Source organism: Pseudomonas sp. FP2254, assembly GCF_030687695.1.
Lineage (GTDB): Bacteria > Pseudomonadota > Gammaproteobacteria > Pseudomonadales > Pseudomonadaceae > Aquipseudomonas > Aquipseudomonas quebecensis.
The window spans coordinates 703,705-718,371 of record NZ_CP117444.1 but is presented as its reverse complement, the minus strand read 5'-3'; the positions used below and the strand labels follow the sequence as shown (position 1 = coordinate 718,371).

Annotated in this window: 15 protein-coding genes; 7 read left to right on the top strand and 8 right to left on the bottom strand. The window is 64.5% G+C overall.

Going from position 1 to position 14,667, the window contains the following annotated elements; translation table 11 throughout:
- Positions 1-9 precede the first annotated feature (9 nt).
- Genes PSH94_RS03070 through PSH94_RS03055 form a run of 4 tightly spaced genes read left to right on the top strand, consistent with a single transcriptional unit; the run spans position 10 to position 2,784 of the window.
- The gene (locus tag PSH94_RS03070; protein ID WP_305436427.1) at positions 10-891 is read left to right on the top strand and encodes a type II secretion system F family protein; all 882 of its coding nucleotides are present in this window, start codon (positions 10-12) and stop codon (positions 889-891) included.
- A gap of 1 nt (position 892) precedes the next feature.
- Entirely contained in the window at positions 893-1,780 is an 888-nt protein-coding gene (locus PSH94_RS03065) for a type II secretion system F family protein (protein WP_305436425.1), read from the top strand.
- A gap of 12 nt (positions 1,781-1,792) precedes the next feature.
- Positions 1,793-2,503: a tetratricopeptide repeat protein gene (locus PSH94_RS03060; RefSeq protein WP_181080865.1), complete on the top strand. Its 711-nt coding sequence runs from the start codon at positions 1,793-1,795 to the stop codon at positions 2,501-2,503.
- A gap of 11 nt (positions 2,504-2,514) precedes the next feature.
- Positions 2,515-2,784 carry a DUF3613 domain-containing protein gene (locus PSH94_RS03055; RefSeq protein WP_305436422.1) on the top strand — a complete coding sequence of 90 codons (270 nt, stop codon included), beginning with the start codon at positions 2,515-2,517 and terminating at the stop codon, positions 2,782-2,784.
- Positions 2,785-2,791: 7 nt separating this feature from the next.
- On the opposite strand, the gene PSH94_RS03050 is transcribed toward PSH94_RS03055, so the two are convergent.
- A complete protein-coding gene (locus PSH94_RS03050) occupies positions 2,792-3,568 on the bottom strand; it encodes a response regulator transcription factor (RefSeq protein ID WP_305436419.1) in 777 nt (258 codons plus the stop codon).
- Positions 3,569-3,682: 114 nt separating this feature from the next.
- Positions 3,683-4,132: a prepilin peptidase gene (locus tag PSH94_RS03045; RefSeq protein WP_305436417.1), complete on the bottom strand. Its 450-nt coding sequence runs from the start codon at positions 4,130-4,132 to the stop codon at positions 3,683-3,685.
- Positions 4,133-4,204: 72 nt separating this feature from the next.
- Between PSH94_RS03045 and PSH94_RS03040 the strand changes: the two genes are divergently transcribed.
- Complete coding sequence (locus tag PSH94_RS03040; protein WP_181080869.1) at positions 4,205-4,648, top strand: TadE/TadG family type IV pilus assembly protein; 444 nt, start codon at positions 4,205-4,207, stop codon at positions 4,646-4,648.
- Positions 4,645-7,380: a PAS domain-containing sensor histidine kinase gene (locus tag PSH94_RS03035; RefSeq protein ID WP_253510276.1), complete on the top strand. Its 2,736-nt coding sequence runs from the start codon at positions 4,645-4,647 to the stop codon at positions 7,378-7,380. Before PSH94_RS03040 ends, PSH94_RS03035 begins: the two co-directional genes overlap by 4 nt.
- On the opposite strand, the gene PSH94_RS03030 is transcribed toward PSH94_RS03035, so the two are convergent.
- From PSH94_RS03030 to pbpC, 6 genes are all read right to left on the bottom strand, one after another.
- Positions 7,365-9,311 carry a pilus assembly protein TadG-related protein gene (locus PSH94_RS03030; RefSeq protein ID WP_305436413.1) on the bottom strand — a complete coding sequence of 649 codons (1,947 nt, stop codon included), beginning with the start codon at positions 9,309-9,311 and terminating at the stop codon, positions 7,365-7,367. The two genes, PSH94_RS03035 and PSH94_RS03030, sit on opposite strands and share 16 nt — an antisense overlap.
- Positions 9,312-9,398: 87 nt before the next feature.
- Complete coding sequence (locus PSH94_RS03025; RefSeq protein ID WP_181080872.1) at positions 9,399-9,956, bottom strand: DUF4136 domain-containing protein; 558 nt, start codon at positions 9,954-9,956, stop codon at positions 9,399-9,401.
- A gap of 44 nt (positions 9,957-10,000) precedes the next feature.
- Positions 10,001-10,612 (bottom strand): DUF4136 domain-containing protein, encoded by a 612-nt coding sequence (locus PSH94_RS03020; RefSeq protein WP_305436412.1) that lies wholly within the window; start codon positions 10,610-10,612, stop codon positions 10,001-10,003.
- Between the two features lie 24 nt (positions 10,613-10,636).
- Positions 10,637-11,386 (bottom strand): methyltransferase domain-containing protein, encoded by a 750-nt coding sequence (locus PSH94_RS03015; RefSeq protein ID WP_305436411.1) that lies wholly within the window; start codon positions 11,384-11,386, stop codon positions 10,637-10,639.
- Complete coding sequence (locus PSH94_RS03010) at positions 11,383-11,688, bottom strand: MazG-like family protein (protein WP_305436410.1); 306 nt, start codon at positions 11,686-11,688, stop codon at positions 11,383-11,385. Before PSH94_RS03010 ends, PSH94_RS03015 begins: the two co-directional genes overlap by 4 nt.
- A gap of 160 nt (positions 11,689-11,848) precedes the next feature.
- Positions 11,849-14,191: a peptidoglycan glycosyltransferase PbpC gene (gene pbpC / locus PSH94_RS03005; RefSeq protein ID WP_305436409.1), complete on the bottom strand. Its 2,343-nt coding sequence runs from the start codon at positions 14,189-14,191 to the stop codon at positions 11,849-11,851.
- Positions 14,192-14,299: 108 nt separating this feature from the next.
- On the opposite strand from pbpC, the gene PSH94_RS03000 reads away from it, so the two are divergent.
- The gene (locus PSH94_RS03000; RefSeq protein ID WP_034095695.1) at positions 14,300-14,593 is read left to right on the top strand and encodes a hypothetical protein; all 294 of its coding nucleotides are present in this window, start codon (positions 14,300-14,302) and stop codon (positions 14,591-14,593) included.
- The last annotated feature ends 74 nt before the right edge of the window (positions 14,594-14,667 follow it).

The following is a 14,667-nucleotide window of genomic DNA, read 5'->3' as shown; positions in this document are numbered from 1 at the left end:
AGAAGCACGGTGTCCGGAACCTTCCTGCTGCTGATCTGCATCATCCTGGTGGCGCTGTCTTTCAGCCTGTTCCAGAGCGGCGTGCGCCGAGCCAGCAGCGAACGTGTGCTGGAGCGGCTCGCCGAAGGCCAGCCTGCGAAGGCACCGACCCGCGCTGCGTGGGCCGGCCTGGAACGCATGTTCCAACGCGCCGGCCGGGGCAAGCCCGCCGAGCGCCTGGGCCTGTGGCTTTTCGGCTGGGCGCTGGGTGCATTGCTCGGGCTGCTGGTAGCCCAATGGCCAGGCCTGCTGCTGATGCTTGTGCTGCCACCACTGATCGCACGCGCCTACATCGCCTGGCGCTATCAACACCGCGTACGCCGAATGATCGAACAACTGCCGTCGCTGCTGGACTACACCGTGCGCAGTCTGAAGTCGGGACGCACCCTCGCCGACGCGGTGCTTGGCGGTATCGACGCGGCCGACGAACCGCTCAAGCAAGCCATGGGGCGCATCCAGCGTAACGTGCAACTGGGGGTGAGCCTGCCGGATTCGGTGCATGACTTCGCGGAGTTCTACGAGCGCGATGAGTTTCGCCTGTTTGCCCTGGGTCTCAAGGTCAACCACCGCTACGGCGGCAACGCCAGCGAGTTGCTGGAAAACCTGATCAAGATGATCCGCGAAAAGGAACAGGGCGCGCGCCAGCTCAAGGCCATGACTGGCGAAACGCGCATGACCGCTTACGTGCTGGCCGGCCTGCCGGTGTGCATGGTCGGGTACTTCATGTTCGCCAACCCGCACTACCTGATGACCATGTGGAACGACGAAACCGGGCGCTGGATGCTGTTCGGCGCCCTGGCCATGGAGCTGACCGGCAGCTTCGTGATGTGGCGCATGTTGCGGAGTATCTGAGATGGCCCTGCTGGCGAGCGCGCTGATGTTTCTTGCGGCCTTGGTGCTGGTGGCCGGCCATTGGCTGGAACAGCGCCGCCGCCGGCGCCTGATCAACCTGCGCCTGCAGGGGGAGATCACCCGCCAGGCGCGGCTCGGCAGCCTGATGCGGCATCTGGGCGCCAGCACACTGGCCCAGCGCTCCGTTACTCTGGACACCGAAACCCAGACCCTGCTCAACCGTGTCGGCTGGCGCAAGGCCAACCAGCGCTCGATATTTGCCGCGTGCCAGGTCGGCACACCGCTGGTGCTGCTCGGCCTGACCCTGGTGGGCCAGCAACTGCTGTACCCGCACACGCCGTCGCCGTGGATCGCCCCGCTGGTGGCGCTGGGCCTGGGCTATCTGTTGCCCAAGCGCATCCTGGCATCCACGGCCAAACGCCGGCAGCAACGCATTGCCATCGAGATAGCCACCTTTATCCCGCTGCTGCGCATCATGTTCGAATCGGGCATGGCGGTTGAGCAGGCCCTGCGCGTGCTGAGCAGCGAGGGCCAGCGCCTGCTGCCGGAGTTGACCCAGGAGCTGCGGCTGGTCCTGGCCCGCGTCGATTCGGGCCTGGAGCTGGGCGAAGAATTAGGCAAGACCGCACGCGTGCTGGCCGTGGATGAGTTCAACGACACCTGCACCATCCTCCAGCAACTGATCCTGCAGGGCGGCGGTGCGATGAAATCGCTGCTGGCCCTCAAGCAGTTGCTCGACGACCGACGCCTGACCCGTTTGCAGGAATACATCTCCAAGATGTCGGCAAAAATGTCGGTGGTGATGATGGTGTTCCTGTTCCCGGCCTTGCTGATCGTGCTGGGCGGTCCGGCCTTTATCGGTATCGCCCGTGCACTCAGCCACTTTTGAGGAAAGCCCCCGATGAAAACACTGATTGCCGGACTGGCCCTGATGATGCTCGGCGGCTGCGCTGCCAATGGCCAGTCACCGTGGGCGACGTTGACCACACCCGGCAATTGCGCCAAGCCAGGTTCGGAACAGGAACTGGCGCTGAACCTGGCCGACGACCTCGCCAACGAGGGCAAGCTGCACGCCAGCCTGGCCAACCTGCAAAGTCTGCCCGATGCGCTGCCCCAGGTGCGCCAGCGCAAGGCCCGGGCTTATCGCTTGCTCGGACGCAGTGAGGCCGAGCCGTTGTATCGCAGCCTGCTTGGCACCTGCATGACCGCCGAAGGCGAACATGGCCTGGGCCAACTGGCCGCCGCCAAGGGCGACAATGCCCAGGCCATGACCCATCTTCAACGGGCGGCGCGGCTGGCGCCCACCGACGAGAAAATCCGCAATGATCTGGGCGTGGTTTACCTCAAGCAACGGCGCCTGGAGGACGCGCGTTTCGAGTTCCTGACCGCCATCGAACTCAAGCAAGGCGACCCATTGGCCGCCGTCAACCTGATAACGCTGTTGATTTACCAGGACGACTGGGGGCAAGCGGCGAAAGTGGTCAGCCAACTGGGACTGAGCCCTGAACAGGTCACCGAAGCCCAGGAACGTGCCGAGGCACTCAAGGCCGCCGGCGCAACGGCGCACAACGTCGCGACGGGCGGCGCCGCCCCACCTGTGACCGTGCAATAGGAGTCGACACAATGAAAGCCCATTACCTGGTTTTTCTAGGACTGCTGCCTCTGGCGGCCTGCGCCATCGAACCTGGACCATCCTCACCGCAGCAAGCCGAAACGGAGCAGTGGCTGACGTTGCAGGTCAACGGCCAGGCCGCCTCGCCGACGCCGCAAACCGGCAGCCCCGCCGAGCGCGAGCAGGCGTTGCAGCGTTGGCTGGACAGCAATAAGCATCCCATCCCGGAGTTCTTCGAACAGGGCGCCGACGGTGCATCGTCCGGCGGCGCGCGCCGATAAGTGCCCGTCAGTGCGCCGGGATGCGCTGACGCGCCATCGCACTGGGCGACAGGGCCAGCGCCAGCTGGGTGCGGTTGTGCATCTGAGTCAGGCGCAGCACCTGGGACACGTACAGCTTGACTGTGTTCTCGGTAATGCCCAGCTCGCAGGCGATCTGGTAGTTGGTCTGGCCCTTGCCCACCAGGCGCGCCACGTCCAACTGGCGCGGTGACAGCTGCATGAAGATCGGCGCAACGTCCGCCGGCAGCGCGGCATCGCTGGGCGCAGCGTCGCCGGACGACACCGGCGCTCGGCGCACCTTATCGAGGTCCTGGTAAAGGTCATTGATGGAGTCGGAGAGGTCCTGCAACTTCTGGTTCAGGTGCCCCAGCTGCAGCTTTTTTTGCCGCTCGTCCAACGCTGCTTCCTGGCGTTGGATACCTTCGAGCAGCTCATGCAGATCGACAGGCTTCTGGTAGTAATCCGAAATCCCCGCGCGCAGCGCTTTGATCACATCCTGCTTGTCGGCGCGACCCGTGAGCATGATCGCCTCGAAGGCGCGTTGCTTGCCGGCAAGCGTCTGCATCGCCTGCACCAGTTGGATGCCATCCATGTCCGGCATATGCAGGTCGCACAGCACCAGACCGATCTCAGCGTCTTCAGCAAAACGCTGCAACGCATGATGGCTGGATTCACAGTGCACGCAGCGGTAGCCACTGTCTTCCAGAAACTCACACAGTTCTTCCACGATCAGGGGTTGATCGTCGACCACAAGCACTTTTACTGCCGGTATCAGCTTATTCACGCGCGACTCCATGCCTGGCAGCCCAAAGGCGACCTATCCATTCGGACGACTGATTGACGGGGCGTTCCCCTAAACCTAGACGCAGTTTGTAACTCTGTACATAACGTCCGCCCGCTATTGAACCCACAGCCAGTAGAGGGTGAAGCCCACCAGGACACAGGGCGCGAACGGCTGTTTTTTTGACGCCCTCAAGCCCGTTTTCGAAAGGCGCACTGCAAGCCGTTGACCCGCAAGCACCCAGCCCCCTTGCGCCACAACCGCGACGATCAGCGACCACAGCAGGCAATCCACCGTGCCGGCCAGGCCCAGAGCGGCGAGCAGTTTCACATCTCCCGCGCCGAAACGACCGAGGGCATAACCGGGCAAGGTCAACGCCAGCGCCACTGCCAATGCCCAGCCACCTTCGACGGCGGACCCACCGAGCCAGGTAGTGCCCGTGCACGCAAGGTAGATCAAGGCTGACAGCGCCGCGCCCAGAGTCAGGCGATTGGCAATCCGCCGCTGTCGCCCGTCCTGTAACGCGCAAAGCCCCAGCCACACCAGCACCACCACGCCGTGAATCACGTAAAAAAAGTCCCTTTTCGCTGATTGATTCTATGCTGATATCAAGTAGTAGCCGTCAGGGTAGACGCAGTCATGAAAACCGGCCTCCCCCGCCAGCAGAAAGGCGCCGCCGCCATCGAGTTCGCCTTGGTCTTCGGAATGTTCTTTGCGGTGTTCTACGGCTTGATCAGCTACAGCCTGCCCTTGCTGCTGATGCAATCGTTCAACCAGGCCGCGGCCGAGGCGGTGCGTCAAGCCATGGCCGTGGACCCCGCGACCGCCGGGACGGCCTACGGCGCGCAACTGACTCAACGCGCCAAGGACACAGCGGTGGGCCAATTGAGCTGGATCCCGGCCAGTTTCCAGTTCCAGCGTGACGATGTGAGCGCCACCTATACCGGCAACACCTTGACCGTCACGATCAGCTACCCCTCCTCCCGACTCTATGCCGTATTCCCGGCGCTGGTCCTGCCGGGCGTAGGCACCGTGCCCAGGCTGCCGGCCAATCTGGCGGCACGTTCGAGCCTGCAGTTTTGAAGGCCGGAGAGCACCTGTTCGGGCGCTTGCTCGGCCGTACGGCTGGCGCCGATCACACGCCCACCGCCAGCGGCTTGCAGGTGCAGTTGGATTCGCGCGGCCAGGTCATGGGCCTGAGCGCGGCGCTGCGCGCGCAATTGGGCCCGAGCACCGTGGGCGGGACGCGCCCGCACCTGCGCCAATTACTGTGTGCCGGCAGCACCCTGAGTATCGAAGGCAACCCGGCCGAGTGGCAGCACCAGAGCCTGGACCTGGATTTTCAGGGGGCGGCCGGTCAGGTGCTGCACACCCGAGGGTGGGTCGAGCCCGATGCGGACGGCTGGGTCTTGCGCCTGCTGGATGTGGGCGATTTGCTCGAAGGTCGGCAACTGGCTCAGGACCGCGAACAGAACCATCAACTGGCCTGCCGAATGAGCCAGCAATTGCGCGTGTGCAGCCTTGGCCGCTTGCCCGAGGTGTTCAACGAGCACTTGCGCAGCCTGTCGCAACGCTGGCGCATCCCGTGTGTCGCCGTGGCATTGCTGGATGAAGAAGATCAGGGATGGCGAATCTACAGCCAATATGCGGCCCACGATGCACCAGCGTTGTGGCAGACCGGCCAGCGCCTGGGCACGCGTCTGGACAGCCTTAACGGCAACGCACCGTTGCGCCTGGACACGGCCCGGGGGCGCAGCGACAACCCACGCCTGCACAGCGTGTTCGGCGATGCCGACGGGGTGCTGGTGCCGTATCGGGACGGCCAGGGTGTCGCCGCCTGGCTGCTCTGCGGTTTCTACCGCGGCCAACCGCACACCCATGACCAGGATTGGCTGGACCTTGCCGCTGCGCTCGCCGGCCCGTTGCTCAGCCGCCTGCGCGAGCAACACCATCATCAGCAACTGGAGCGGGTCGAGGCCTTGCAAGGCCTGCTTGGCACCGGCTGGTGGGAACTGCTGCCCGCCACCGATGAAATCCAGCTGGCGCCGCAGTTGCTGCACAGCCTCAGCCTGGAGGACGGCCCGACCCGCCAGCCGCTGGCGCTGTGGCTGGAGTTGATCCACCCCGCCGACCGCCAGGAACTGCACAGCCGCCTGCACGACCTGCAGACTTTGGGCAGGCCGCTGCTGACCGGTGTGCGCCTGCAACGCAGCGACACCGCGCAGAATCCGATCTGGTATCGCGTGCAAGGCCAAGTGCTGGGCGAGGGCCGGCAGCGGCGCTGGGTCGGCTTCATGCTCGACATCAGCGACATCAAGAACCAGCAAGTGCAGGCCGCCGCCGCCCATGCGCGCCTGGACAACCTGATCGCCAGCGCCCCGGCGGTGATTTATGTGCAGCGCTACGTGAGCGGCGCGCTGCACCCCGTGTTCTTCAGCGACAGTTTGCTGCCCCTGCTCGGCTGGACCCTGGCCGACTGCGACCACGAGCACCTGCCCGCACTGATCCACGCCGACGACCGCGACCTTTACTTCGAGCGCACGCGCCAGTTGCTACGCGAGGGCAGCGTGCGCAGCCGCTACCGTGTGCGCGACAGCCAGGGCCATTACCACTGGCTGCTCGACGAGGCCAAACTTTTGCGCGACGACCTTGGCATACCGGTGGAGGCGGTGGGCCTGTGGCTGGACGTGACCGAAGCGACACTGGCCGCCGAGCGCATTCAGCAAAGCGAAGAGCGCTACCGCATCCTGGTGGAAGACTCGCCGGCGATGATCTGCCGTTACCGCCCGGACTTGACGCTGACCTTCGGCAACACGCCGTTGGCCCATTACCTCGAATGCCAACCCGCTCAATTACCGGGGCTGAACCTCGGCCATTGGCTGTCGGACGAACAGCGCCGAGCCTTTGTGCAGCGTATCGGCCGACTGACCCCGGAGTTTCCAGTGAGCACGGCGGAAATCAGCCTGGCGCTGCCGGGGCGCGAACATGCCTGGTGGGTGTGGTCCGACCGTGGCGTGTTCGATGCGCACGGCACACTGCTGGAGGTACAGGCCGTGGGCCGCGACAACACCGAAGTGCGGCGCTCCCAGCAGCAACTGACCCAGAGCGCCAAGATGGCCACCCTCGGCGAAATGGCCACCGGCCTGGCCCATGAAATCAACCAGCCGCTGAATGTGATGCGCATGGCTATCGTCAACGTGCTCAAGCGCCTGGGCGACGGTAACGCCGAGGTGGCTTACCTCACCGAAAAACTGCAGCGCATCGACGCCCAGGTGCAACGGGCCACCCGCGTGGTGGACCACATGCGCGTATTCGGCCGCCGCTCGGAAATCGAACAGCAGCCCTTCGACCCCGCCCAGGCGGTGGAGGGCACCCTGGCGCTGCTCAGCGAAGGGCTGCGCGGCAAAGGCGTGGAACTGCGCGTCACCGCGCCGGACGTCGCGGTGCAGGTCAACGGTTATGTCGACCAGTTGGAGCAAGTGTTGATCAACCTGATGGTCAATGCCCGCGACGCGCTGTCGAGCCAGCGCGAAAAGAACCCGCAACTGCGCCCTTGGATCGCGCTGCATTGTGAGCACGACAGCCGGCATGTGCGCCTCTGGGTGGAAGACAACGCCGGCGGCATCGACCCGCGTCTGCTGGAGCGGATTTTCGAACCGTTTTTCACCACCAAGCCGATCGGCGTGGGCACCGGGCTGGGCTTGTCGGTGAGCTACGGCATTGTGGAAAACATGGGCGGACGCCTGAGCGTGGTCAACGGCGAACAGGGCGCGCGGTTCTGCGTGGAATTGCCGGTGGCTCAGATCACCAGGTAAGCGCGGCCCATATGGCAACTGAGGTTGGCGCCGACTTCGGCGTTGCCCAGGCTGATGCCCAGGGACTTGAGCAGGCTGTTGACGACAGGGTCAAGCAGCGGCGACAGCACGCCCTGAACCAGCGAGATCACCGAGTTGGCAATGGTGTTCATCGTGCTGGCCACGCTCGCCAGCGCGCCGCTGGACACGCTGCCGCTGGGAGGCACATAGGTGACCTGCAGAGCGCTCAATGTCGCGCTCAGGCTGCCGATGATATTGCTCGTGCCCGCCGCGGGGAGGTAGGTGGGCGTGGCGTTCATCTCCGCCACGGGGGCAAATACCAGCGGGCCGGACTGGGCACCCACGGTGGACAGCGCTTTGACCGTCAGGCCACCGCCCACATTCGGTGTGCGGTTGGGGCTGCAGAGCAAGTTCAATACCGCACACGAACGCTTGCCGAAATCCACCAGCCTCAGCGGTTGCACGACCACCGGCGCGGTGGAGGAAAACGCCGTCGAACTGATGGTGCCGATGCCTAACGTTGCTGCGGAGGTGCTGGTCTGCGTGGTCAGAGACTTACTGGCCGGCGTGGCGCAGGCGTAATCGGTGACATGGCTTTCAGCACTGCCGGCCTCGATGTAGATCGACAGCGTATCGCTGATCGCCACATCGGTGATTTCGCAGGAGACCAGACAAAGGAGCCCACCCACCGCCGCTGGAATATTCAAATTCAACAGGCCCTTCACCAGGTTCGAAACCGGTGTACGCAGCCCGCTCAGTACCGTCGCGACCGAAGACACACCATTCAAGACAGGTGCCTGCACCGTTATCAGCGTGCGCACCTGCGCCGTACGCACGGCTATCTGATCCGTCGGCGGCACATTATTAAGCCCCGCCTTGGCCTTCGCCGGGTTGCCGATCGCCGACAGTTGCGGCGGCTCCATGATTTTGGTCTGCACCGATACATTGCCTACCAGTGGAATATTCAACTGCACCGCTGCGCTCACCGGGTTCTTGCTGCTGGACAATTGCGCGGTGGTTTGCAGCAGTTGGAACAGTTGAAGGTTGCTGTTCAAAGCGGCAGCCGACGTACCGGTGGCGATTTGGAGCAACTGCCCGACCGTCAACTGCCGGGTGCTGGGGGCAATCGCCTGAACCTTGATCACATCATTGATAACGGCGGTGGCCACGGCGCCGTTTTTTTGCAGGACCTTCACCGACGCGTCGATCAACTCATTGGCGGACACCGCCGTACTGAGCAACGCATCGTAGTCGCCCGCCTTCACGTTCAAGGTAAGCGCCAACTGATCAAGGTAACCGAGCAGGTTGACGTTGGTGTTCAGCAGCCCATCCCAGCCTGCCGCGGTCAGCGACAGGCTGCCGCCCAGCAGGCGCCCCATCGCCAGGTTCAAAACATCTGACTTTGCCGAATCGACGGTGCCCAGGTTGCTGCGGATGCTCAGTTGCGCCACGGGCGGCGCGTAGGCGGCCACGGCGGTGGCGCTGAGTTGGGTCTGGGTGGATGCCGAACCGCCGCTGAACAGGCTCCAGAGGCCGCTGACAACGCTGGTCATCACGCTGCGGGTCGCCACCACGCGTACGGCCTCTTTCTTGGTGGCATCCGGGTTGAAGACGCGGATATTACCGGCATTGGTGACCAGCGTACCGCACGTCACTGTCAGGCCACGGCTGCTGTCGCCAGTCACCGTGAAACCGTTGCGCGCGGCATTTTCCCTGGCGAAGTCGTTGGCTGTGGTGGTGGGGCTGCACAGGCCGCCGCGCCCGGCGGCTTCCAGGGCCGAGGTGTCGGCGATGGATTGTAATTTGCGCTTGTCCAGGTACAGGCGGCCGCTGTCTACCGCCAGCAATAGAAAGACCAGGGCTACCGCGAGGGTGCCCGCCGCCATCAAGCTGATGGCACCACGCTGCCTGCAACCGATTCGGGGAGACATCAGGCACTCCTTCGCGCTTACTCTCCGTAGGTTCGAAGGAGTGTAGACAAGGATGGCGGGGGCTGCCGCGCCGGCGGCGGTCAGCGATCAATGGGGTGGATAACTGGAGAGGATACGAGTGACCGTGGTGCGGATCGCGTTGTTGCGATCCTGTGGGTTCGGGGTGCTGCTCATCAGTTGTTCGTCGCTGCCGCGCCACACCAGTTTGCCGTCCTTGCCATCGAGCAGGTCGATCTGGATGGTTGCCACCTTGTAGGTGATGTTGCGGGTTTCGTTGTACATCGGCGCGCCCCAGTAGCCGTTCCATGGGCCGCCCCAGGCGCCGCCATAGTTGGTGGTGACTTGTTGCTGGCGGTCTTCGACGATCAGGTAGGCCTGCACGTTCACGTCCGCCTTGGTACCGGCGGCGGCCGGGCGCAGACCGCGCTGATCAAGTTGTTCGCCGACGGCCTGGCGGATGCGCTGTTCGGTGAGGTCGCTCTGGATGCGCGGGTCATCGGGGCGGTACTGCAGGGCAGGGTCTTTCCAGGCCCAACTGCGGTACGCGCCGAAGTCGCGGCTGGCATCGAAGTCGTGGTTGACCTGACTGGTCTGGCAACCGCCCAGCAGCATGGCAAACGCAAGCGTAGCGAGACGACGGAACATGGTGATTCTCCAAAAGCGACCGGTGCGTTAAATGAGAATAGCGGTTAACGGGGAGGGTACGCGGCCATGGCCTTTTGTACGGCCTGGCGCAATGCTTCGGCCCGCTCGCCGAGGCTGCCCTGGCTGCCGGTTTCCGCGCTGGCGCTCCATACCGGCTGGCCGCTGCGGGCATCGAACAGGTTGATGCGAACCACCACCACCTGCACCTCATAGGTGCGTACCACCGGCACCGTGTTGTACATGCCGTAGCCCGGGCCATAGCGGTTGTAGCCGCTGTAACCGTAGCCGTAATCGTCCTGGACCTGGCGCAGGCGTTTCTCCTGGCGCACGTCGGCGCTGACCAGCAAGTCCGCCGGGCGATTGTCGTGCAGCGGGCGCAGGCCGCGCTGGTCGAGCGCGCCGCTGACCGCTTCGGCGATTTGTGCCGAGTCGGCCCAGGCCGTACCCGCCGGGAGCCGGCCGTTGCGCCAGGCCCAATTGCGATAGGCGCCGTAGTCCCGCACCGGCGCCGGGTAGGCGCTGGCATCGAAGGTGCCGGCAGCCTGCGGCGGTGCCGGCGGGATCGGCGGGATCGGCGCCGAAGCGGCCACATAAGGGTTGGGGCTGGAGCATGCGCCCAGCCCGAGAGACAGCAGGATCAAACACAGACGACGCATTTCGACCTCCCCGGACTGGGCCGCTTAAACCGGACGGCAGATCCAGTGCAAATAACGCCCAAGTCCGGCAAAGCTTGGGTGACGACGGTGAATGAGCTCCATCTCGATAAGGTCCTGCAATGCGGCGCGAGCCTGGAACTCCACCGGCATGTAGTCGTGGAAGACCCGCACCCCGCTTTGGCTTTCGACCTGCCACAGCCCTTCGAGTTGCGCCGCCAGCTCTCGCGGGTCGAGGGGCTGTTGCGGCGTGAGGCTTTGCTTTTCGCCGGCCATGTCGTTCTTGCGCATCTTGCGGAAGTGGCCTTTGAGCAGGTTGCGGTAGATCAGCGCATCGCGGTTGTAGAACGCCAGGGACAACCAGCCGCCCGGCTCGGTCAGCTGATGCAGCACCGGCAGGATGGCGTGGGGTTCGGCCAGCCACTCCAGCACGGCGTGGCACAGCACCAGGTCATAGGGTTGCGTGAGTTGGCCGAGCAGCTCCTGCCAGGGCGCGTGGATAAAGGTCGCATGCTGCCCGGCTTCGGCGAAGCGTTGGCGAGCACCTTCGAGCATCGGCGCGGCGGGTTCGGCCAGGGTTACCTGGTGACCACGCTCGGCCAGCCAAAGCGACATATGCCCCAGGCCCGCGCCAATATCGAGCACGCGCAATGGGCGATCAGGCAGCGCTTCGGCCAGGTCGGCCTGCAACACCGCCAGGCGGATCGCGCCTTTGGCCCCACCGTAGATTTTTTCGGCGAAGCGCGTGGCCAGTTGATCGAAGTGACGATCACTCATGGGGCGAACCGCCGTTCGCTGTCGGCCAGTTTGGCACGCACCACCTCGTTCATGTCCAGGCCCAACTCACTGCACAGCAACAACAGGTACAACACGATATCGCCGACTTCCTGCCCGGCGTGGGCAAGTGTGTCGGCGGGTAATTGGCGGGATTGATCTTCGGTGAGCCATTGGAAGACTTCCACCAGTTCGGCCATTTCCACACTGGCAGCCATGGCCAGGTTTTTCGGGCTGTGAAACGGTTTCCAGTCGTTGGTATCGCGGATGCGATGCAGGCGTTCGGTGAGGTGTTCGAGGTTCATGGGGCGGGCTCCTGAAGGTGTATAGCTTCGGGGGGATGAGCGTTGAAGGCAAGTGAATCACCTGGGTTGGTCTTCAGGCCGCCATCGGGGGCAAGCCCCCTCCCACATTTGAATGCATTTACATATCAAAAAGTGGGAGGGGGCTGCCCCCGATGAGGCCCTAATCCACCACGCTGAATTCAAGCCTGGCGGTTTGACCGGCCTCATCCAACACACTGAGCTGGTAGCGGCCCAAGCGCTCGAAACTGGCATTGACGCTGTCCTGGTTGGCACTGTCGCCCAGGGGCGCGCCGTTGAGGAACCACCAGCGCCGGCCGCTGCCGCCCAGGGCGGATAGTTTTAGCTGTAAAGCCTGCTGGCTGCCGGCGGGCAGGCGCAGTTGGTCGCCTTCGCGCACACCGACAATCGACAACGGTGAAGAAGCCGCCAAGGCCGGTGGCGGGCAGTCCGGGTCGGCCGCCGGGATGCGCGCTTCACGGCGTTCAGTCCTGGGCAGCCATGGCTCCAGCGGCGCGGGCCACAGGGCGATATTCCTGGCAACCGCGCCGGGACAGTGGGCGTCCACACGCAAACCCTTGGCATTGACCCAAACGCTCTCCATCAAGCCCACGCTCAACGGCTGATCCAACGCCTGTAAAGTCGGCGGCGTGGTGTTGTCCAGCGTCCAGGCAAAGCGCTGGCGTCGGCAATTGGGGTCGGTGCGGCTCATGGGCTGGCCCAGCGGCCAACAGATCGCCGCCACGCCGACATTGGCCGGCACCGCTTTGACTGGCGCGCTGATGCCGCGCTGGCTGTCGCGGTTGGTCAGCACATCGTGCACCTGCAGCATCAGCGGCGCCGCCGACGCCAGTCCGAACTGGCCAGGCACGGGCGTGCCGTCCGGGCGGCCGATCCAGATGCCGATCAAGTAGCGCGGCCCCACACCAATTGCCCAGGCATCACGGAAGCCGTAGCTGGTGCCGGTTTTCCAGGCCAGCACCGGACGCTGCACCAACTCGGCACGCGGGTCGCGATCCGGTCGAGCCTGGCCGCTGAGGATGCGCCGCACAATCCAGGCAGCCCCTGGCGACAGCAGCGGCCGTTCTCTGAGCGTATCGTCCGGCTGAAATCGCAGGGTGGCGCTTTTGCCGTCGCGGGCAAAGGCACTGTAGCCGCTGACCAGATCCTCCAGGCGGCTGCCCGCGCCGCCCAGGATCAGCGCCAGGTTCGGTTCGGCCAGCGCCGGCAGCGCCAGGGGCACGCCGCCGATGCGCATCTGCGCGGCGAAGCGCTTGGGCCCGTAGGCTTCCAGCAATTGCACCGCCGGCAGGTTAAGCGAACTGGACAGCGCAGTGCTCGCCGGCACCGCGCCGGTAAAGCCCATGGAAAAATTGCCCGGACGGTAATCGCCATAGCGCCGGGGCACGTCCTGCAGCAGCGACTCGGAATGAATCAAGCCGTCATCCAGCGCCATGCCATACAGGAAAGGTTTCAGGGTGGAACCCGGCGAGCGTAAGGCATTGACCATGTCCACATGCCCGAAGCGCTTGGCATCGTTGATGTCCACCGAGCCCAGGTAAGCGCGTACCGCCATGCTTTCTTCCTCCACCACCAGGATCGCGGCCGAGGTGTGCTCCGGCAGGCGCGCACGCCAGCCCAGCAACAGGTCTTCGAGGCGACGTTGCAGAGTGGCGTCGAGGGTGGTGCGGATCAGCGGCGGGCTGTCGGGACGGTTCAGGCGGCGCGCGAGCAACGGCGCCAGGCTGGGCTCCAGGCGCGGGGCGAGCAGCAGCGGTTCCTCCAGGGCTTCATCGACTGCGGCCTGCGGCCACACCTTGAATTCGGCGAGGCGCCGCAGCACTTTGTCGCGGGCCTGCTGCGCGCGTTGCGGATGGCGATCCGGGCGCAGGCGGCTCGGTGCCTGGGGCAATACCGCCAGCAACGCGGCCTCGGCATGGGTCAACTGCGCCGGGGACTTTCCCAGGTAAGCCCAACTGGCCGCCGCCACGCCCTGCAAGGTGCCACCAAAGGGCGCGCGGTTGAGGTACAGGTTGAGGATCTCGGCCTTGGACAGATGCCACTCCAATTGGGCCGTGCGCCACAGCTGGCGCAACTTGCCGTGAAAGGTACGCGAATGCGGGTCCAGCAGACGCGCCACCTGCATCGACAGGGTACTGCCACCCGACACCACCCGCTCCCCGGCCAGGTTCTGCCAGGTCGCCCGCACCAACGCCAGCGGGTTCACGCCAGGATGCTGATAAAACCAGCGGTCTTCGTAGGTGAGCAGCGCGTCGAGGTAGTACGGCGACACCTCACGGGTCTGCACCGGGTAGCGCCACACACCATTGGCATCGGCAAACCGCCATAACGGCGTGCCATCCTCGGCCAGCACCACCCGCGCCAGGTCGTCCTTGGGCAGCGGCAGGGGCCAGAGGCGGTCCGCCAGCCAAAGCAGCGCGATCACTACCAGCACAACACCCAAAACCCAGCGCAGTAACTGTGACAGCCGAGCGCATCCAGCCATGATTAAACGAAACCTCAAACCGGCAAACCTCTATGCTTGTGGGGAACTAGCCCGCTGCAATTACAACCAAAGGCACACACACGCCCACCTTCTGATCAGGACACTCACATGCAGGTTGAAAGCTTCTTCGAATGGCTGGGCCAGGCGCTCGGTTCCGTCATCCGCTTTATCGTCGATGGCCTCAGCGGACTGTTCGGTGCCCTGACCCACGCCGGCAGTAACTTTGTCGAGGGTCTGTCCCGCACCTTGGGCATGGACACGTCGATCATCAGCATCATCACCCTGATCATCGGCCTGATGCTGCTCTACTCGGCCGTTCGCGCCTTTATGCGGGCGTCAATAATCATGGGCATCATCTGGCTGATGCTCGGCCTGTGGCTGCTCAGTTGGGTCGTGCACTGACCCCCAAGACTGTCATTGCCGCTGTGGGAGGGGCCTTGCCACCTCCCACATCAGTTCCGATCCCACGTTGAGAA

Bases quoted from the DNA above. Each gene is read 5' to 3' on its own strand.
- PSH94_RS03065 (WP_305436425.1), top strand. From the start codon at position 893: ATGGCCCTGCTGGCGAGCGCGCTGATGTTTCTTGCGGCCTTGGTGCTG.
- PSH94_RS03060 (WP_181080865.1), top strand. From the start codon at position 1,793: ATGAAAACACTGATTGCCGGACTGGCCCTGATGATGCTCGGCGGCTGC.
- PSH94_RS03055 (WP_305436422.1), top strand. From the start codon at position 2,515: ATGAAAGCCCATTACCTGGTTTTTCTAGGACTGCTGCCTCTGGCGGCC.
- PSH94_RS03040 (WP_181080869.1), top strand. From the start codon at position 4,205: ATGAAAACCGGCCTCCCCCGCCAGCAGAAAGGCGCCGCCGCCATCGAG.
- PSH94_RS03030 (WP_305436413.1), bottom strand. From the start codon at position 9,311: ATGTCTCCCCGAATCGGTTGCAGGCAGCGTGGTGCCATCAGCTTGATG.
- PSH94_RS03025 (WP_181080872.1), bottom strand. From the start codon at position 9,956: ATGTTCCGTCGTCTCGCTACGCTTGCGTTTGCCATGCTGCTGGGCGGT.
- PSH94_RS03020 (WP_305436412.1), bottom strand. From the start codon at position 10,612: ATGCGTCGTCTGTGTTTGATCCTGCTGTCTCTCGGGCTGGGCGCATGC.
- PSH94_RS03015 (WP_305436411.1), bottom strand. From the start codon at position 11,386: ATGAGTGATCGTCACTTCGATCAACTGGCCACGCGCTTCGCCGAAAAA.
- PSH94_RS03010 (WP_305436410.1), bottom strand. From the start codon at position 11,688: ATGAACCTCGAACACCTCACCGAACGCCTGCATCGCATCCGCGATACC.
- pbpC (WP_305436409.1), bottom strand. From the start codon at position 14,191: ATGGCTGGATGCGCTCGGCTGTCACAGTTACTGCGCTGGGTTTTGGGT.
- PSH94_RS03000 (WP_034095695.1), top strand. From the start codon at position 14,300: ATGCAGGTTGAAAGCTTCTTCGAATGGCTGGGCCAGGCGCTCGGTTCC.